Source organism: Rhodocytophaga aerolata, assembly GCF_030503435.1.
GTDB classification, from domain to species: domain Bacteria; phylum Bacteroidota; class Bacteroidia; order Cytophagales; family 172606-1; genus Rhodocytophaga; species Rhodocytophaga aerolata.
In genome coordinates, this window is the sequence record NZ_JAUKPO010000005.1 from 144,176 (window position 1) to 164,169 (window position 19,994).

At 39.2% G+C, this 19,994-nt stretch carries 17 protein-coding genes; 4 read left to right on the forward strand and 13 right to left on the reverse strand.

Features of this window, described 5'->3' with window-relative positions; all coding sequences use genetic code 11:
• Positions 1–37: 37 nt before the first annotated feature.
• Positions 38–679, forward strand: a complete 642-nt coding sequence (locus Q0590_RS11185) for a porin family protein (protein ID WP_302037624.1) — start codon at positions 38–40, stop codon at positions 677–679.
• Between the two features lie 60 nt (positions 680–739).
• On the opposite strand, the gene Q0590_RS11190 is transcribed toward Q0590_RS11185, so the two are convergent.
• From Q0590_RS11190 to Q0590_RS11215, 6 genes are all read right to left on the reverse strand, one after another.
• Positions 740–1,270: an acyl-CoA thioesterase gene (locus tag Q0590_RS11190; RefSeq protein ID WP_302037625.1), complete on the reverse strand. Its 531-nt coding sequence runs from the start codon at positions 1,268–1,270 to the stop codon at positions 740–742.
• A 122-nt stretch (positions 1,271–1,392) separates the two neighbouring features.
• The gene (locus tag Q0590_RS11195) at positions 1,393–2,337 is read right to left on the reverse strand and encodes a DUF6089 family protein (protein ID WP_302037626.1); all 945 of its coding nucleotides are present in this window, start codon (positions 2,335–2,337) and stop codon (positions 1,393–1,395) included.
• A gap of 61 nt (positions 2,338–2,398) precedes the next feature.
• The gene (locus Q0590_RS11200) at positions 2,399–3,049 is read right to left on the reverse strand and encodes a protein-L-isoaspartate(D-aspartate) O-methyltransferase (protein ID WP_302037627.1); all 651 of its coding nucleotides are present in this window, start codon (positions 3,047–3,049) and stop codon (positions 2,399–2,401) included.
• Between the two features lie 151 nt (positions 3,050–3,200).
• Positions 3,201–5,681, reverse strand: coding sequence for a PspC domain-containing protein (locus tag Q0590_RS11205; protein ID WP_302037628.1), 2,481 nt, complete (start codon positions 5,679–5,681; stop codon positions 3,201–3,203).
• A gap of 123 nt (positions 5,682–5,804) precedes the next feature.
• Complete coding sequence (locus Q0590_RS11210; protein WP_302037629.1) at positions 5,805–6,206, reverse strand: PadR family transcriptional regulator; 402 nt, start codon at positions 6,204–6,206, stop codon at positions 5,805–5,807.
• 102 nt (positions 6,207–6,308) lie between these two features.
• Positions 6,309–6,761 carry a helix-turn-helix domain-containing protein gene (locus Q0590_RS11215; protein ID WP_302037630.1) on the reverse strand — a complete coding sequence of 151 codons (453 nt, stop codon included), beginning with the start codon at positions 6,759–6,761 and terminating at the stop codon, positions 6,309–6,311.
• A 365-nt stretch (positions 6,762–7,126) separates the two neighbouring features.
• Here Q0590_RS11215 and Q0590_RS11220 point away from each other — a divergent pair, with 365 nt between their 5' ends.
• Both Q0590_RS11220 and porU2 read left to right on the forward strand, forming a co-directional pair.
• Complete coding sequence (locus tag Q0590_RS11220) at positions 7,127–8,197, forward strand: putative type IX sorting system protein PorV2 (protein ID WP_302037631.1); 1,071 nt, start codon at positions 7,127–7,129, stop codon at positions 8,195–8,197.
• 15 nt (positions 8,198–8,212) lie between these two features.
• A complete protein-coding gene (porU2, locus tag Q0590_RS11225; protein ID WP_302037632.1) occupies positions 8,213–13,408 on the forward strand; it encodes a putative type IX secretion system sortase PorU2 in 5,196 nt (1,731 codons plus the stop codon).
• Between the two features lie 13 nt (positions 13,409–13,421).
• Here the strand turns inward: porU2 and holA are convergent, their stop codons facing one another.
• Positions 13,422–14,444: a DNA polymerase III subunit delta gene (holA, locus tag Q0590_RS11230; RefSeq protein ID WP_302037633.1), complete on the reverse strand. Its 1,023-nt coding sequence runs from the start codon at positions 14,442–14,444 to the stop codon at positions 13,422–13,424.
• Positions 14,445–14,703: 259 nt separating this feature from the next.
• Here holA and Q0590_RS11235 point away from each other — a divergent pair, with 259 nt between their 5' ends.
• Entirely contained in the window at positions 14,704–15,252 is a 549-nt protein-coding gene (locus Q0590_RS11235; RefSeq protein ID WP_302037634.1) for a redoxin domain-containing protein, read from the forward strand.
• 595 nt (positions 15,253–15,847) lie between these two features.
• Here the strand turns inward: Q0590_RS11235 and Q0590_RS11240 are convergent.
• The 6 genes from Q0590_RS11240 to Q0590_RS11265 all read right to left on the reverse strand — a co-directional run bounded on the left by Q0590_RS11240 (position 15,848) and on the right by Q0590_RS11265 (position 19,928).
• Positions 15,848–16,144 carry an SH3 domain-containing protein gene (locus Q0590_RS11240; protein WP_302037635.1) on the reverse strand — a complete coding sequence of 99 codons (297 nt, stop codon included), beginning with the start codon at positions 16,142–16,144 and terminating at the stop codon, positions 15,848–15,850.
• Between the two features lie 753 nt (positions 16,145–16,897).
• Positions 16,898–17,527 carry a dephospho-CoA kinase gene (gene coaE / locus Q0590_RS11245; RefSeq protein ID WP_302037636.1) on the reverse strand — a complete coding sequence of 210 codons (630 nt, stop codon included), beginning with the start codon at positions 17,525–17,527 and terminating at the stop codon, positions 16,898–16,900.
• Positions 17,508–18,488, reverse strand: a complete 981-nt coding sequence (locus tag Q0590_RS11250) for a YbbR-like domain-containing protein (protein ID WP_302037637.1) — start codon at positions 18,486–18,488, stop codon at positions 17,508–17,510. The genes coaE and Q0590_RS11250 overlap by 20 nt, the downstream gene beginning before the upstream one ends.
• 22 nt (positions 18,489–18,510) lie before the next feature.
• Positions 18,511–18,855: a preprotein translocase subunit YajC gene (gene yajC, locus Q0590_RS11255; RefSeq protein WP_302037638.1), complete on the reverse strand. Its 345-nt coding sequence runs from the start codon at positions 18,853–18,855 to the stop codon at positions 18,511–18,513.
• Between the two features lie 97 nt (positions 18,856–18,952).
• Positions 18,953–19,471 (reverse strand): DUF1573 domain-containing protein, encoded by a 519-nt coding sequence (locus Q0590_RS11260; RefSeq protein ID WP_302037639.1) that lies wholly within the window; start codon positions 19,469–19,471, stop codon positions 18,953–18,955.
• A gap of 151 nt (positions 19,472–19,622) precedes the next feature.
• Positions 19,623–19,928, reverse strand: coding sequence for a YtxH domain-containing protein (locus tag Q0590_RS11265; RefSeq protein ID WP_302037640.1), 306 nt, complete (start codon positions 19,926–19,928; stop codon positions 19,623–19,625).
• Positions 19,929–19,994: the final 66 nt, after the last annotated feature.

Here is a 19,994-nt window from a genome sequence, read left to right on the forward strand (position 1 = left end):
TACATAGCTAAATTTTCCATATTAATGACGATTAGCTATGAAAGTGAAAAGTTTAATTCTATTTTTTTGTCTGCTTCCATCCATAGGAGTTTTTGCACAAAGTTCAACCCCGGTAAATATTGGTATAAAAGTAGGGGCCAATTATTCAACCCTTATCCGGCAAGACAGAAACCTATCTGCCGATTACCGCCTGGGATATGTTGGTGGAGTGTTTGCCCGGTTTAATGTAAACAACCTATATATACAGCCTGAAGTAGTACTCTCTTCCAAAAATACCCGTATCCGGACATCTGCCACTTCTGATTATTCAGACCCTTCAAATCCGGTTCGCACAAGTACCACCGTGCAACTTAACAGCGTAGATATCCCATTGTTAGTAGGCGTAAAGGTAATAGAAACCGACCAGTTCAACTTACGGCTGATGGCTGGGCCGCTTGCCTCCCTTGTATTTGATTCCAGAGGGTTGGAAGGCTTGGTTTCTTCAGAAACACCAGTAAAAGACGCTTATAACCGATCTATATGGGGATATCAGGCCGGCATCGGGGCAGATTTAGGTAGTATTACGTTAGATGCCGTATACGAAAGCAGCTTCAATGAAGCCTACGATTTGAGCCGTTACAACCTGGGTAAACCTAAAAACGGATTATTTATGTTTACCGTAGGCTTTAAGTTCTTATAAGTTCTGTCGTATATCCACTCCCATAGTAGCTGGCGCTTCTATGGGAGTGGATATATAACTTTATTGTTGTTTCTCTATGTCAAAAATAGCTTTTAGCTCATTGGCATCATGAGGTTTCATACGGCCGGCAAGTATTAGACGCAATTGCCGCCGGCGCAATGCACTGGCAAACAGGTCTTTTTCTGCCTCTGTTTCTGGTACAGCCTCAGGTACTCGGGCAGGCTTACCGTTTTTATCCATAGCTACAAATGTAAAAAATGCTTTGTTGCTTAAATACCGCACCCCGGCAGGAATATCCTCTCCCCATACTTCTATAGCTACTTCCATAGAGGTGTTAAATGAACGGGTTACATGTGCCTGTAACGTCACTACATTGCCTAGCTTAATGGGTTGAGAGAAAGATACATTATCTACAGAAGCTGTTACAACAATGTGGTTAGAAAACTTTTGTGCGGCAATAGCAGATACAATATCCATCCAGTGCATCATCTTTCCTCCCATTAAGTTATTAAGTGTATTGGTATCATTGGGTAGCACTAGTTCAGTCATCGTGGTTAATGACTCCTTTACAAGTTTTTGGGGAAGTGTCATTCGTACTTACTTTTAACAGCTATTGAGTTGATTATACAATTTATATTTAGTACAACAGGCTTTGCTAAAAAAAAAGCAACCTGTTTTTACAAGTTGCTTCACTAGTCAAAGGTTATACAACGTTATCTTCTTTTTCGTTTAACCGGATTAAAGCCACTTTTTTTGATACCTCCAAACCGGGGTTTTCTGGTTTTGCCCCAAACATTGGTTTTAGGCCGGATTACCGGGTTAATAGTATACTCTAATTTAAACCCTACATTTACATATCCATCGTTCTGCTTCGGATCTCCCCGCTTGTGGCCTTCGGCCCAGGTTTTACCATCAACCGTATTCCATGGCCTTACCCCTACTTCATGTGAGCGGTCGGCCAAGGCGGCTGCAACTGGAGATAAAGTAGAGTTATTAACAAAATTAGTACTTACATCATCAATATAATCAGTAAATGCCCAGCGATAGCCTACTTCTACGCTAAAGTCCAGCCAAGGGCTTACTTTAAACGTAACACCACCACCATAAGGTATTACAGGCTGTATGCGGGCATATTCTACCCCTTCTGTTTTAAGCGGCCGCAGGCTGTACCACTGGCCATCCAGCTCTGCTCTGGGATTGGTATAAATCAGACCTAACCCTGCAAATACGTATGGCCGTATAAACTGGCGCTGGCTATAAAATTTAGTATATTGAAAAATGTCGAATACGGCTGCACCTGAGAGTTCCATGTTGCCAGACCGGAATGAAAGATTTCTGCGGGCATTTTTCCCATCTACATCGCTGCCATATAACCTGAAATAAGCAAGTTCGCCTCGTAGGCTAAACTTTCCTGTAAATCTGTAATTGAAGCCAACACTCGCCATTGGCCTTGCACGTAAGCAGTCGCCGGATTCGCAAAGGTCGCCGAAATAGGTAGAAGTACCACTCCCTACATAGGCCCGCATAATCCCATAGTTACTTTGGCCACGGTAAAATCTGGAATTACGTAATGGCCCCCGTTGTGCCATCAGTGAAACGGGTAGTAATAAGCTCACCAAAACAAGTACACAAATGTATTGGAGTTTATGTGCTATCATATAGTAAGGGTTATTCGGCAACGTACACAAAAATAATAGAATAAGTAAATGAAAGCAATATTTATTTCCAGCCGTGTTTCCCTAATAATGGCACAAAGCTAAACATTTGAAACGATTCTTTACTGATTTTGTTATCATCCAGCTTATTGATACGCAGCATTTGTTGTTTTTCATTGTCGCCCACCGGAATAACCAGTGAACCGCCTACAGCCAATTGATCCACTAATGTTTTGGGCACAGCCGGGGCTCCTGCGGTAACAATTATTTTATCGAATGGCGCATACACCGGCAACCCCAGAGAGCCATCGCCACAATACATCCGGATATTGTACCCCATCTGGGTGAGTAGTTGAGAAGCCCGGGTATATAAATTTCTATTATATTCTACAGTATATAATTTTACACCCAGTTCAGCCAGAATAGCAGCCTGGTAACCTGACCCTGTACCTATCTCCAGCACCTTCTGCCCGGATTTCGGAGCTAGTAATTGAGTCTGAAAGGCTACTGTATATGGCTGGGAAATAGTTTGTCCTTCGCCTATCGGAAAAGCTTTGTCCTGATAGGAATGTTCTAAAAAGGCTTTTTCAAAGAAAAAATGCCTGGGAACTTTTTCAATCGCCCGCAGTACATCCGGATTTTTTATACCTTTATCTACCAGTGTACTTACCAGCAGTTTCCGCATGCCTTTATGCCTGTAAGTATCGTCTAACATGACTGTCTGATTATGAGAAATATGCACCCCAGCTGCCGTGTTGTAGCTTTATAGCCTAAAAATAGCAAACCCTCCAGAAGTGAATCTGAAGGGCAAAAATACAAATTTATTGGTCAGTATGACAGCAATCGGCCAACAAAAAGAATAGAACCTACTCTTTGCTTACTGAACCTGCGCTTGAAACTTCGCTAGTCACCTTTGCCTCTCCCCGGTATCGGACTTTTCCGGCACTGCTAGCCTCTGCTATAAGTTTTTCATTGGCATGTACTTCAGCCAGACCTGAACTGCTTACGTCTACATCTACTTCTCCGGCTACCAGATCAAAAGCCCGTAACCTTGCTGCACTGGATACTTCAGCCTCCAGCACTTCTGTACGTCCTTTTAGTTCAAGTTCAGCCGCTCCATTCAAGTCAGCACTGATTTTGTGGGCAGCAATATCTATGACAGACTTAGCCGCACCAGATACCTGTACATCTACTGTATTGCCGGTATGTTGTTCGTCACCAAAACCCTGGATGTAGGACTCTGAAGCTCCGTGAAAATGAACGCCTGCAAGTGTAGGCATTGTAATATCTACCCGTATGCGGTCACGGTTTACATTCCAGTTAAAAATATCAAATTTATTGTTGTAGAAAACCTCTAGTTCTCCATCTCTTACTCTAGCCCGTATATCCTCAATATCTTCTTTATCGCCACTAATACGAACCAGGTAATTATCTCCTTGGGTAACATGTACCCGGAAAGCACTTCCAATATTAAGACGGTCAAAATCGCGGAGACTGAATTCACGTATGTTGCCATCCCGGCCAGTTTTAATCTCTCCTGCTACCAGATTTTCATTATCCAGGCAGTTGGTACAGATCAAGCCTTCGCCTTTAACATATTTTAGTAGTTTGGTTTTGCTGTTATCGTAATTGTATCCATACATATCCAGGATATTCTGGAGTTTCTCGTCAATAGTAAATAATTGATTATACGGAATGTATAATATCAGTTTTAATGATTGTGCACGAAATTTAGCATCCTGGCTGAAAGTAAAATTTTCATCAAATAATAAAACGGAGTCTTTTTGTGTAACGGTGTATTGTATAGTTTTAGCGTTGTTGATAGCATCTTGACGGTTTCTGCCCCGGGCTTCAAATTTTTGCACTAACCGTGGAACATTGCCTTCATACGGCTCCAGAACAAGGCTGGTATTATCATAGGTTTCGTTTCCTGCTTCTCTTAAATCCAGGTAAAGGATTTTATTTCCAATGGTAAAATCACTGGTTGTTTCATAATATCCTCTGGTGCTGAACTGCCCGGCATACGCTGGTACCGTTACCCCAGTGGTAATGAGGGCTACTATCCAAAGCCCGAACAATGTCCAGCCAAAAGGTGCACTGATGGTGCTTTTTTTAGCTATCAGGCTTGTACCCAGTTGACCAATAGTAAAGGCAGGAATGAAAGCCAGTACAAATAAGGATATTAGCCCAACCACCGGGAAACTATTACGCAGTAACTCCAATGGCAATTCTCCCAGGTTTACAAACTCATAGGTATTAATGAGTCCGAGCCCAACACCCAATACTGTAACCAGGCTAATGATAAATGCTACAGATATAACAATTAGTAAAACTCCTGCACTAACCCGAATCATAGCCAGGATAAACATAGTTAACGGGCCGACCGCTTTGATAATGGCACCAAATACGATAGCCACCAGGCGAAATGGGAATAAAAGTATCTTCAGAAGTGTACTTTCTTCACCATTTTCATTTGCTTCGAAATTTTTTTTTATGTTATGCTCTATGTTCGATAGAGTCACCGGCTCGCCCTGCATCTGCATTTTCTCCGTTATGGTTTTAGCCTCCGGAACAATGGCCCAGAGGATAAAATACAGCAGCAGCCCTGTTCCGAAAAATACGACACTCAGGACAAACATGAGGCGGATAATTGTTTCATCTATGCCAAAATAGGCAGCTATCCCACCGGCTACTCCGCTAATCACTTTCTTATCCGGATTCCGGTATAGTTTTTTCACTGCTTTATCTTCCGGCAAGGTAGCAGAGCCTGGTGTTACAACCCATAATACAATATAGGTGATCAGAGAGACACCAGACAGCGATCCTGGCAGGAAAAACAAGTCGAAGAAAGTACCTACGAACAACAACCTGATCCATAGCGGATCTATGTTGAAATAATTAGCAATACCTGACGCTACCCCTCCGGCTACTTTACGTGTCAGGTCCCGGTATAATCGCTTAGGGCCTGCAGTTGAAGTGGTCTCTGCGCCTGGTCCTGCAGTGTTTTCGCCGCTATTTGTATAGCTACCACTGGTTGCATAGGCTGTATTGGCACTTGCTCTGGCATGGTTTTCTTCCTCCTCAATGGCAGCAAAGTCGGAGATGTTACCCATTTTTACAATGAGCATATCTACATCTTCCAGGGTAATTACCTGCTTGCCTGGATTAAGTTTGGTAAGAAAAATTTCGGCAATTCTGCTTTCTATATCAGCAATAATTTCTTTATTATCTTCATAGGTAGAAAAGTACCGCCCGATCGTGCTCAGATAGTTCCTCAGCTTCTCGTAGCCATCCTCCTCTATATGGAAGATAATGCCGCTTATATTGATACTTATCGTCTTTTTCATGGTGTATCAGTATTTAATATGTATCCGGTATATGTTCATCTGGGCAATCTAACTTCAGTATCCATCTAGTGCTCAGAGACTTTCTTATAAGTAAATTGTTTTTAATGATAAATTCTTCTGTACTTAACCTTCTTGCCGTTTAGGATGAATTTCCGCGACAGTGGTATTTATACTTCCATTACCGGCAGGGTTTCCGCCATTATTTTTCATTATTTGCGTAGTAGAAGTCACCAGTTCGGTCCATGTTAGCTGCAGGCTCGCCAGAAACTCGGCTCCTGCCTGGGTAAGTGTATAGTATTTGCGGGGTGGCCCGGAGGTAGATTCTACCCATTTATATTCTACCAGTCCTGCGTTTTTTAATCTGGTAAGCAGCGGATATAGGGTGCCTTCTACAACCATTATTTTAGCAGCTGTTAATTCTTCCAGCATATCTGAAGCATACACTTCACCTCTTGATATTATATGCAGTATGCAAAACTCTAAAATTCCTTTTCGCATTTGCACCTGTGTGTTCTCTACATTCATATACGTTGATCTTTTGAGTATCTGACAGTCCATTCTATTGATAGCAATCTCTTTTCTGTATGAGTAATTCTATCTGAGGACTGTTAACAGAGGCTATACTCCTTAGTTGCTTCCGCAAGCTTTTACAGCCTTCTTAAATCTATTAGAAATATCTTGTACCTGCTTTTCGTCTGATGTATTTAGGTTAATAGTTATGGAAGAAAGATCTACTAATTGAGTTACTGGATTGTCGTCTGTTTTCAGTTTTATCCTTAATTCATAGGTATTATTGTCATTCTTTGCGTAGTTGATGGATGATACTTCTTTCAGTTCGAACTCATTGCTTTTGCTCATCGAAAATCCATCGCTGTTTGAACTCCTATTTGTGTATTTGCAACTACATCCATCAAACTCAAACTTCTCCTGACCGCCCTGCTTTTTATTAGCTGCACTAAATACATTCAGTTGCTGCTCTAATATTTTGGTTTCTTTAGCAATGCTTGCTTGACTATAACCTGTACTTATACAGCACAAAGACAAAACAGTAGCAAACAGATATGTATGTACATTCTTCATAGTTTCTTAAGTTTATTGAACAATACAAAGGTAGTAAAAGGTACTATGCAAAGCAAGGTACCTTATGAGATTTTTGTTCCCTTTTTTGTAAATGGTTAAAAATGCTATTCCAATGGTGATACGTATGCAAGAGTGGCAGGAAATATTAGTATTGCTGGTGTGATTGTCTACTTGAAAGAATAAGCCATGAACAAATATCTATGGTTGAGGAGCTGTTCATGGGTTTTCAAGTCGGCTTATGAGACGTATAGAATTTACTACATACTTGATCAATTTATTACTTACTTCATTTTAATCCGGAAATATACTTTTGCATGGGGTGTATTTATGGTTATTTTTACAAATTCTGCACAAGTAATCAACTCATGAGATTTACTATTTTATTTTGTCTGCTTACCTGCTTGCTACCAGGTTTTGTTACCGGACAAACCCGTGCACCAAAGTATAGTAATGAGTTTTTATCAATCGGGGTAGGCGCCAGAGCATTAGGGATGTCGCGCACGCAAGTGGCACTGGCTAATGATGTAACAGCTGGATATTGGAACCCGGCTGGCTTGCTGGATATTAAAAATAAATATGAGTTTTCTTTGATGCACTCTGAATATTTTGCTGGTATCGCTAAATACGATTATGCCGCTTTTGCTACGCCAGTAGATTCGCTAAGTCATATAGCCGTTTCGGTCATTCGCTTTGGGGTAGATGATATTCCGGATACCCGGTTTTTATATGACGCCAATGGAGCCATTAATTACGACAATATTACGTTTTTCTCAGCCGCCGATTATGCCTTTATCTTCTCCTATGCCAGACGTCTGCCATTTATTAAAGGTCTGAAAGCAGGAGCCAATTTTAAGGTAATTCACCGGAATGTCGGGAGCTTTGCAAATGCCTGGGGATTCGGGTTGGATGCCGGCGCTCAACTGGAAAGGAAAAACTGGCGGTTTGGTATCATGGCCCGCGATATTACCAGTACTTTCAATGCCTGGTCGCATAATACAACGCTGGTGTATGATACTTATGTTAAAACAGGCAATGAAATACCCCAGAACTCTATAGAAGTAACGTTACCTAAATTGATTGCAGGAGTTGCCAGATCTTTTACCATTAAAGACAAAGTTGGTATTTTAGCCACTGCCGACCTGGATGTTACATTCGATGGTATGCGCAATGTGCTTGTCCGCTCTGGCACTATTTCTATTGATCCACATATTGGTCTGGAAGTCAATTACGAGAAGCTGGTGTTTCTCAGAATGGGAGCTGGCAATGTACAGCGTATTAAAGACTTCGATTCCACTTATCATACCACCCTTCAGCCTGACTTTGGTGTGGGTTTCCGGGTGAATAAATTTACCATTGACTATGCACTCACCGACATTGGCGACCGGGCAGAAGCATTGTATTCGCATGTATTTTCTGTAAAAGCCAGCTTTAAATAAAATGAGTATCCCTTTATGACTCATCTGTTATTCTACCTATATAAGCTTTCTGTTTTATTACTAACTTTTCCTGTGTATGTATGGAGAAATGGATTGGCTATGCTTGGTAATTCGTCTTTTACAAAGAAGAAAAGGTTACTAAAACCACTTCACCAAACTGCCTATCCATTCGTGAAATTCAGCGGACTAATTTCTCTATTAATTCTCTTTACTACGGCTACAGTAGTGGCGCAACGATTTGGTAATGAGTGGATAAATTACAATCAACAATACTATAAAATTCCTATTACCCAGAAAGGTATACACCGCATTACTTATTCAGACCTCTCCAATGCAGGTGTTCCCGTTGACCGGGTAGATCCAAGACGGATACAGGTATATTATCATGGAACAGAGCAGGCCATTTCTATTAATGGCGAAGCAGATGCTATTTTTCATCCAAATGATTTTATTGAGTTTTATGGAGAAGGCAATGATGGTACCCTGGATTCCCTTCTCTATCTGCCTAGTTCGGCGCAACCTCATAAATACTTAAGCCTGTATTCTGATACAGCTTCTTATTTTCTTAGCTGGCGCTTAGACAATGGCTTTGGTAAAAGAATGGAATCTGTATATGAGGCAAATGTCAGCAATATAACTTCTGAAACCTATCACTGGGACGAAAAACTGCTTTTACTATCCGACCAATTCGCTAGTGGACAAACCTACGAAAGAGGCACCGATCTGTATGTGCAAATGAGCCAGTATGACTACGGTGAAGGCTGGACAGGTGAGTTAATCGAGAAATTCCAGAGCAAAGACTATACCTTAACAGGTATTCAAAATATAGCTACAACTGCTGCGAAACCTACCATAGAAGTCTTATTGATTGGCCGAAGTAAATGGAACCACAATTCGGAAATTTTTATTGGAAATTCCTCCGCAAGCCTGCGGTCGTTGGGCAGCGTTCAATTCCAGTATAATAACAAATACCTGTTTACGGCTACAGTTGAGCCTACTGATTTTACTAGCGGACAAGCAGTTATCCGGATTAGAAGTAACGGAACCAATGACAACAACCGGGATGCCGTTTCGGTTTCATATATCCGGCTGATATACCCGCAAACCATAGATGCTGGCAGTAGCCCCCAGAAATACCTGACTTTGGAAAAGAAAGCCACAAACAAATCATTTATTGAAATTGCTAATCCGGCGACAGGTACACTGCTTTATGATATTACTGACAAACACACCGTAAAAAGAATTGGAACAAATACATCAGCCGGGAAATTAACAGCCATTGTACCCAATACGGCCAATGGACGAAAGCTTTTTGCAAATACAAACTTTCTGCCTGTTGGCCGAATAAACAAAGTAGGTTTTAGAAATATAAATGCAGCTAATCATACCTACATTATTATTAGCCATAACAAATTAATGAAACCAGCCGGAGGCTACCCGGATGCTGTAAAAGCTTATGCCAGTTACCGGGCCTCAACAGCTGGTGGCCGGTATGATACTTTGGTAGTGGATGTAAACTTACTCTATAACCAATATAGCTATGGTGAGCCTAGCCCCCTAGCTATCCGCCGCTTCGCTGATTTTTTATTAACCAATGGTAATCCGAAGTTTCTTTTTCTCATTGGCCGGTCACAATACCCATTTGCCCTCTTACCCCTTTCTTCCGGAGATTTTAACCATACACGAAATCCTAATTATCCTACCCGCAATTTTGTACCTACGGCCGGTTATCCTGGTTCCGACATTCATCTAACTGCCGGGCTAACTGGTAATCCGTATGTACCTTCCATTCCTACAGGTCGGATTAATGTTACTACCCCCGAACAGATTATTAATTATTTAAATAAGGTAATTGAACATGAAGCTACTCCGGCAGATGCTTTGTGGAGGAAAAATCTGGTACACCTGAGCGGCGGTAAAAATCTGGCAGAACTTCGGGCATTCCGCTTGTTTGTGGATGATTTTAAGCGGATGGCAGAAGGCACTTATCTGGGAGGCAAAGTAGCTACTTTTTCGAAAAGAAGTGACAATGCCGTGGAGCTCATTAACATCGCTGACCAGGTAAATAAAGGAACTTCACTAATCACCTTCTTTGGGCACTCTTCCATCGGTTTCACCGATATTGAAATTGGGTATGTATCTGACCCGTTGCAAGGCTACCGCAACAAAGGAAAGTATCCGATGATTCTGGTAAACGGTTGTGAAGCAGGAGATATTTTCTATGACTCCAACAATTTAAGCTTTGGGGAAGACTGGATATTAGCCAAAGACAAAGGAGCCGTTTTATTTCTAGCCCACAGTGCCTTAGGCTATGTTACTCCTCTACGCCGGTATACCGAATGGTTTTATAGAACAGCTTTTAGTGATAGTTTGTATGTTGGGAAGCCTATTGGCAATATTCAGAAAGAGGTTATTCGCCGCTTCGTGGGGAGCAATACTACTAATTTTATTGAATTATCTCATGCACAGCAATTTACGTTGCAAGGCGATCCCTCCCTTAGTTTGTTAGGAACAGATAAACCAGATTATTATACAAACGATGATCAATTATTTTTACGTTCGTTCGACAATAGTCCTATTACAGCGGTAAGCGACTCATTCCAGATTGGTATAATTACTTCTAATTTTGGCAGAGTGAGTAATAGCTCTATTCCTGTAACCGTTCGCCGTACGACTAGCGAGGGCATTGTAGAACAACTTGATACAGTATTTTTTCCACCAGTTTTTTATCAGGATACCCTGTTTTATACCATACGTTCGCAGAATTTTAATGCTGGTGGCAACAACAGGTTTGAAGTGATACTAGATGTGGGGAATAGCATAGCTGAATTAAATGAGAATAATAATACTGGCGTACTGGAATACTTTATGCCTTCTGTTGGAGCCATTCCTTTATACCCCAAAGAGTACAGTATTGTAAATCAGCAGCCTGTCACTTTCATTGCGCAAACTACCTTGACCAGTACCGAGAACAGGCAATATGTATTTGAACTGGATACCGTACATACCTTTACTAGTCCCGTTAAAAAAACGGCGACCATTACGGCCGGTACTTTGCCCACCTGGAAAACTGATCTACTAAGCAATAGTGTTCAGCACGATAGTACGGTTTATTACTGGCGCATACGTTTTGCCGACATGCCTGCTGATGCTAATAATTCCTGGGCTGAAAGCTCATTTATTTATATTAACAATAGTCCTGAGGGATGGTCACAGAGCCGCTTTCCACAATTTTCTAAAAGCAAACCTGTACAGGTGAACAGAAATACTAGTACTGAAACATGGGAATTTAAAGAAGTAAATACGTTGCTGGATGTGCGGACAAGTGGCGTAAACTATCCGGATGCTACTTCTACAATAAAACTTTCTCTGAATAATTCAACAGATGTAGTACGCCGCAATTGTATGCCAAATACACTTATTGGTGTTACATTCGATAAAGTAACAACCGTTCCGTATAGCCTGATTCCCGGCCTCCGGTGCGAAACGCCTACCGGAACGGATGCTTTTGTAAGCAATTACATGAGTAACGGGTACCTCAGTGCCGATGGATTGATTACTTATATTGATGCCATACCTGCCGGGGATTATGTACTATTATTCACCTCAGGAAGCATTAATTTCAGCAGCTGGACACCAGCTATGAAAGCAAAGCTAGAAGAAATCGGAGCTGATCCTGCAAAAATAGCCCTCTTACAAACCGGACATCCGTATATTATCCAAGGTAGAAAAGGTGCTACTCCCGGTACAGCATTAGAAGTGTTAGCAGATTATTCACCTGGAGTAGACCCAGCTGTACAAACCATTGCTTTGAAACAGACAATTACCGGACGCGCTGACAACGGTACCATTACCTCTTCCCTGATTGGGCCTGCCAGCGACTGGGGCACTTTATACCGGACTGTGCTAAACAGCGAAGTTAATTCCCATGATGAATGGCAACTGGATGTAGTGGGAATTTCGCTTCAAGGCAACGAAAAAGTACTTTACGCTGCTATACCTTCTGATAACTTTCCTTTGGATTTTGCAGATGCGAAACAGTATCCCTATATGCGGCTTAAGCTCACAGTGAAAGATACAACCAACTTAACGCCACCTCAGCTTAATAAGTGGCAGGTAATCTATTCTGGCGTGCCTGAAGGAGTAATTAACCCTGGCTTGGTTAGCGCTGATATGTATAAGATACCTAACAAGCAAGAAGGAGAAAACTTCAACCTTGACTTTATATTTCAGAATATATCCAATAGAAATTTTGAAGACTCCTTAGACGTACAATATACTTTGTACAATACAGATACCCGTAAAAGAACGGTAACAACTTTTAAAATAGCCAAGCTAGCTGCCGGAGATACTATCCGGTTTAGTGTTCCGGTAAAAACCGGTGGAGCAATGGGTAATAATGTACTGCAGGTTTATGTAAACCCACGCATACAAGCCGAGCAAAACTATGCAAACAATATATTTGAAGTTCCTTTTAAAGTTAACCGCGACAATATTCACCCGGTTTTAGATGTAGCTTTTGATGGTGTACGTATTATGGATGGAGATATTGTTTCACCAAGTCCACTTATTACTATCTCTTTAAAAGATGAAAATAAAGTATTGATCCGGAAAGATACCGTGGGTATGGAGCTTTTATTGAAGAAACCCTGTGAAGGCTGTACATTTGAACGGGTAAACTTTGGGCAGGCTGATCTGCGGTGGACAAGCGCTAGTGCAGAAAGCAATGATTTCAGGATAGAATACAATCCAAAGAATCTCCAGGATGGTGTGTATACGTTGCAAGTACAAGGAAGTGATGTCAGCGGTAACATCTCCGGAGTACAACCGTACAGAATCAGTTTTGAGGTAGTAAACGAGTCAAAAATTACTCATTTTTATCCATATCCTAATCCGTTCTCCAGCAATACCAGATTTGTGTTTACCTTAACAGGTAGTGAAATACCTAATCAGATTAAGATTCAGATAATGACCGTTACAGGAAAGGTGGTCCGGGAAATTACTCAGGATGAATTAGGTCCTATCCGCATAGGTAACAATATAAGTACTTTTGCCTGGGATGGTACCGATGAGTTTGGAGATAAACTCGCTAATGGGGTATACCTGTACAGAGTTACTGTTAAGACCAATGGCCAAACAGTAGAACGCAGACAAACAGCTGCAGATAAAGGATTTAAAAAGGATTTTGGCAAAATTTACATTTTACGCTAATACATATGTGCTATTAGTGAAGTATTTTATAAATCAATTCTTTTAAGATTTGTCCCTCAGTCATTTGACCAGAATCGACTCCCTTGGCCTGCAAATCAGCTATCCGCAGATAATGTATGATGTGAATAATTTTCATTAATGGGTATACCCGCATTGCCTGCTGATATTCTTTCACGAAAAATGGATTAACCCCTAAGGTTTTTGCTAACCCTGCTTCAGATTTATCGCTGCTTTCATGAGATACGAGTAGCTTACAGAAGAAAGTGAACAACGTAGCAATGATTACAATTACTGGATTGCTCTTAGCATTTGCTTCAAAATAGAGTATAATTTGATTGGCTTTTACAATGTCTTTATTGGTAAGTGCTTTTTGGAGCTCAAACATATTGTACTCTTTACTAATCCCTACATACTGCTGTACCAGGTCTGCCGTAATTTCTTTTTTATCTTTGCAGTTAATCAGCAGTTTATCAATCTCATTGCTTAGGCGGCTTAAGTCATTCCCAATATAATCTGCCAACATCTGAGTAGCGGCAGGATGTATAGCAAAACCTTTCTCTTTCAGATATGAGGTAATCCATTCAGGAATTTTATTATCATAGAGCTTCTTCGAATCTATAAAGACTGCACTCTTATCCAATGTTTTCGCCAGAGACTTTCTTCCATCGAGTGTTTTATGCTTATGGTTGAGTACCAGAATAGTTGATGGCAAAGGTTTTTCTACATAAGATTCCAATAACTTTTGTGCTTCTTCTCTCCCTAAATCTACTATGTCTTGAGCCTCCTTTACAATAATCACTTGCTTCTCCGCCATCATTGGAAAGCGACGAGCTTGTGTGAGTAAGGTGCCTACATTTAAATCTTTTCCATAACACACTATCTGATTAAACCCTTTTTCATGATCAGGTAAGGCATGCTTCTCTATAAAATCCGAAATAAGATCAATAAAATAGGTTTCGTCCCCCTGCAAAAAATAAATGGGTGCAAATTTGCCACTTTTCAAAGTGTTCAGTACTTGCTCAGGCTTTTGAGGCATTACAGCAGTTTTAAGTGTATCGGTCAACTGGAATTAGCTTCAAAATTACACCTATCTGAAAACAATTCTTTATTACCTGCAGATTTTTGTTCGATGAATACCCGTAAGTTTTTATCTATGTGTTAGGAAGTAAAAATCTACAGTCTGTTTATTGGTATCTATCCATTCAATTGGCCTTATCAGAAATTATTTCTCATGTACTATTTACTTTTAGTATGTAATCTTTATCAACCTATAATAAGTAAGCAAAATCAGCACTATGAAACTGGATAAAGATTTAAAGGCTCCTCATTTCAGAGCAAAAGATATATACGGTAGGATAATTGACCTCAATGATTATACAGATAAAAAAGTCTTTATAGGCTTTTTCAGACATGCCGGATGTCCTTTTTGTAACATCCGGGTACATTCGTTAACGAAAGTATCTGCTGAGTTGAAGCAAAAAGGATTAGAAATGATTTTTTTCTTTGAATCTAAAGAAAAAGTATTGCTCAACAGTAGTTTTCACAATGAAGTATCGCCAATTCCTCTTATTTCTGATCCGGAAAAGAAACATTATGAAGCATATGGGCTGGAAAACTCAGCATTAAAAAGCACGATAAGCCATATTTCAACTTTTGTGCAAACAGCCTTTAAAGCCAGAACGTTAGGAGTGCCCATGCATTTAATGGCTGATGGTGAATCGATTAATACTATTCCTGCTGAGTTTTTAGTTGACAAAGGTTTATTCGTAAAGGAAGTGCATTATTCCGAAAGTTTGACGGACCGTATGAGTATGGATAAAATTAAAGCATTTGCCGATAATTAAATGGGTTATGCAAGCCTGCTTATAACAGGTAACAGGCTTGCAATTATAACAAATACTTTTACAATACAGTCTTAAAACAAAAAAGCTAATCCCCTGATTAGCTTTTTTGTTTTAAGGCAAAACGAGTTTATGCTGTTTTACTTATTGTGTTATATAACTGTTTCTGAGAAAACTTACGTTTATCTATTTTATAGAGTATATTCCTAGATTGCCCTGTAATGAGTAGCGCTCCCTTAAAAAGGATCAAACATCCTACCACCAAACTGATTAATGCAAATATTGAAGCAAGATAAATAGCTAATATATTGGTAGCAAAGAAATATACAACAAACCAGAAAGCAGTAAGTATCAAAGCAGATACAAAAAGCTGTATAGAGTTCTTCATAATCTTTAATGTTCTGCTCTAATAAAAGGTAACTCGTTATACTAATTTTTGTGTAAAATTTAACAGAAGCAACAAACCTTACATTTATTTCTGTTATACTCTCAAAGTAAGCAAAAACCTGTCCAGTTTTTAGTCAGCTATTAATTCAACTATTTAAACTGTAACATCCTACTTTTTATTGAGGTAGAGTAAACCAACTACCTAAAAAATTTATTCTGACTTTGCTACTGTTCTCTTTTTTCTGATAATAGCATCATCACTCATCGTGTGGTTGGTAATGTATCCTACATGAACTTTAGATTGAGCAATATACTCTACTTTGGACCAGCCTCTGCTAATTTCTTCTAATACTTTTACTCTTGTTTTTTCCTCCAATCTAACTAAGATAGTAGCGGTTACTTTTGGTTCATCTCTTAAAAATCCGATGGGGGCATCTATGGTTCGGTAGGTTTGTGCAAATGCAGTAAAACCAAGACATACAAACGTAAGGAGTAGAAGATATTTCATATATTTTACAACAAAAGAAATGTTTCTGTATCGAAGTTACATAATATAATTTTCTTGGGCTGCATGAATTTGTATATTTTTTATAGTAGATTTATACTTTACCAGCTTAAATAAGGTTACTCAGCCACACCCAGCTATATAAATATACTAAATTTAGCTAAAATCTTACCAGTATTGTTTATTTTCCACTACTGATTTGATTATTGATAAAAGTCTAGAATCAATTTAACTGATTTACTATTATGAAAGCTGGTATGTATATCTTTACAACATTACTCTGCCTGATACTTTATGTTGCAGCCATAGTAGTTATAGCTGTATATTCTGAAATAGCAGCAATTTTATTTGTGATACAGAGTTTGATAGTATATCTAATACATTATATCTTAACCTCACAGAAAAAACATACCTGACAAGAAGTTAGCTTTTTCTGAAATGCACGTGCAGGGTGCAATAGTTTAGTTATTGGTCCGTTCAAGCTTTATCTGGATAATTGATTTAAGTGTTTAATATATTTGATTAGAACGATGAAGGAGTTTATTACCAATATTTGGGAAATAATTATGAAGAACAAAGAGATAATGGCTGGTATCTTTGGGATTCAAATTTTAGTGATCATCATAATTGTGGTAATGCTAGCAATCGATGAAGATGAGCCGGCTATTCGTCAATGAGGCAGCCAACACTTATAGAAAATATGGCTTTTAAAGCAATCGAAAGGTAGGAACGTATATATTTTAATTCAGCTGTATGCTAATTTTCGTTGCTAGATATATTAAGTAAAAATTCTTGATGTAAGCGGAGTATTTGTGGAAGCAACAGTTGTTTATTGTCATTATAAATAATATAATCTGCTTTATTTATTTTTTCCTCTTCTGTTATTTGTTTTGCAATAATTGCTCTGATCTCTACTTCTGAGCGATGCTGGTCACGGGCGACAACCCTCTCTATACGAAGATCTACTGGTGCAAATACGGTGATTATTTTATCCAACGAGAGATAAGAACCTGATTCGAATAACAGAGCGGCTTCTTTTATAAGATAAGGAGACTGATCGTTTTTTTGAACCCAGGCCTGGTAGTCTTTTCCTACTTTCGGATGGACCAGGCTATTTAATAGACTAACTTTCTGGCTATCGTTAAAAACTTGTTTCGCTAAATAACCCCGGTTCAGCTGACCTGCAGATGTATACGATTCCTTACCAAAGTTCTGGATTATCTGAGACTTTAGGTCATCATCTTGAATATACAATAACTTAGCCCGCGAATCAGCATCGTAGATTAGAATACCTAAAATACTGAAAATCCGGCACACCAGACTTTTGCCAGAACCTATTCCACCAGTAATGCCAATCTGTAAAGGATTATTCTTCTTCCTCCACATAATGCAATTTGATTATAGCTTTATTTACCCGGATATCGGAAACAAAGGCAGGCTTTTGCTCCAAAAATATTTTTACGGTAGAGTCTGACTTATTGAATGTTTTAAAATCTGCTACTAACCTAAAATCTTCTGGACGCACTTTATTTGCTTCGTCCTTTCTCAACCAGTAGCTTACTTCTAAGGTATAATCTCCCAATACGATGCTGTCTTTTTTCGGAAAATCAAGCTTGGCAATAGATATTAACTGAGTTTCCTTTACAAAAGGAGCTACTGCAAAACTTACTTGCGCTATATTCACATCCGATTGGATAAGGGGATTTTGTGCATAATTGATTGTAAGATTTTCATTCACATCTTCATCAATACCTTTACTAGCAATGTTTAATAAAATTGCATCTGGTAATGCCTCTAAAAGTGTAGAAGGTCCTTTGAAATTAACTGTTCTGGGAGTGATAGTAATAGGAGAAATAATTCGATATCCATTAGCTAAATTAAGTGCACTACTATCAATAGTTAAAGCAACTTGTCTGGTAGCTATTCGGTCGAAGTTAAAAAAAATGGTGTCTTCAACAACATAATTCACTTTAATATCCCTTACCTGCTCCGTGATAGGCACCATTAAGGAAGTACCGGTTATATAATTGGTCCGTAAAGGATTATTGATACGATAAGTGATGTTTTGTGAGTTTAGCCGTAATGTTTTCTTTAACAAATTCCAACCATATCCAGAAACATTGAGTCTTACCTTTTGTGGCAAAGGATTGATAGGGACGTATACTGAATCGTCATACTCAAATTGAACAGGATATGTAATTCTGGTAGAATAATCTTTATTTAACGCATTCAAAAACCAAAAAGTGGTAGCTGCCAGCAGGCACATAACTACCACTTTTATATCACTGCTTTTACGAATTATTATGGAATCAACGATCCAGTTAAATATGTTTGAAGTTTTCTTCAAGTAGTACTCCTTTTCTTTCAGTTTAACTTTGCTGAGGCAACTGTACTGGTTTTTTAGCATTGCCTTCGTACTTCTTAGATGCTTCTTGAGAAATAGCCGATTTTTCAAATACCAGCTTAATTCCTTTGTCTACATCTAGGGTAATGGTTTCGGCATCCACCGAATAAACCCTGCCATGCAATCCTCCAATAGTTACCACAAGGTCGCCTTTCTTTAACTCTTCTCTGAATTTCTTTTGTTCTTTTTGCTTCTTTTGCTGTGGCCTGATCATAAAAAAATAAAAAACCAGACCCATAGCAGCAAACAAGATCAAACTTGAATAATCGAAACCTGGCTGGGCAGCTTGTAATAGCACAGATGTTAACATATTTTTTTACTTATATAAAGTGAAAATCAAACCAGTGGTTCGACTAATAAAATAAAAGCATACAGAAAATTATCTATTTGATTTTCTGTAGTAAAATCTATTGTTGTTTCATAGGGCCTTTCATGCTTGCTACCCCGGACTCTACAACCCCTTTCAACATTACCTGGCTAATTTCAGGTTGTGTATTGGCAGTAATGGTTACACTTTTAGATTGCACCCCTGCTTTTCCCTTACTGTTAAATTCTACCTGAATCTCACCTTTCTGACCTGGGGCAATTGGCTCACGAGGCCACTGGGGAACAGTACAACCACACTGAGCCGTAGCATTCTGTATAATCAATGGAGACTTACCTGTATTGGTAAAACTGTACGTATGTTTTACTACATCTCCTTCTTGAATAGTGCCAAAATCCCATGCAGTTTCGTCAAATGTGATTGCAGGTGCATCAGCAGCTGCAATTTGGGTAGCTGCGTTACCTTCGGTCTGGCTAGTAGTTTGTACATTTGCAGTTACTTGAGATTCCGTATTGTCAGCACGTTTGGCTTCAGTATTGCAGCCATATATAGCTGCAGTTGTTACTATTACTAGTAATGCTTGTGCAAAAATCTTTTTCATGAGTATAACCAATTAATCTAAATTATGGATTATTAAATTTAATTACTTTATTTCTTAGCAACAATGACCATTCCAGTTTAGTTGCTTCTCAAATTAAAGATAAAAAATAATTTACTGATTCTCTTACCTTTATAACTTCTGACCAAAGATGTTATTTAATATTTTTTCCTTTGATCTGATCTATCAAATCTTCTACATCGCCTAGCAAACGTTCAGCCTTCACTTTAGCATCGTTTATTACTTTTTGCCCTTCAGATTTGGCAGTATTCACCGGCTCGTGTCTATCTTCCATTAACTCATCAATTAATTCCCGCAATCTATCGCGGTACTTGCCTAGTTGATAGTTAAGTCTATCCCGGGTGCTTTCACCTTTTTCAGGAGCATATAAAATGCCAACAAAAGCTCCGGTAGCAGCACCAGTTAAAAAAACCAATAAGGTGACTGTGATTCTCCTCATTATTATGAATAATTAAATTGTCTATGTATTTTTTCCAAAATTACAATTGTAAAACCATCTTTGAAA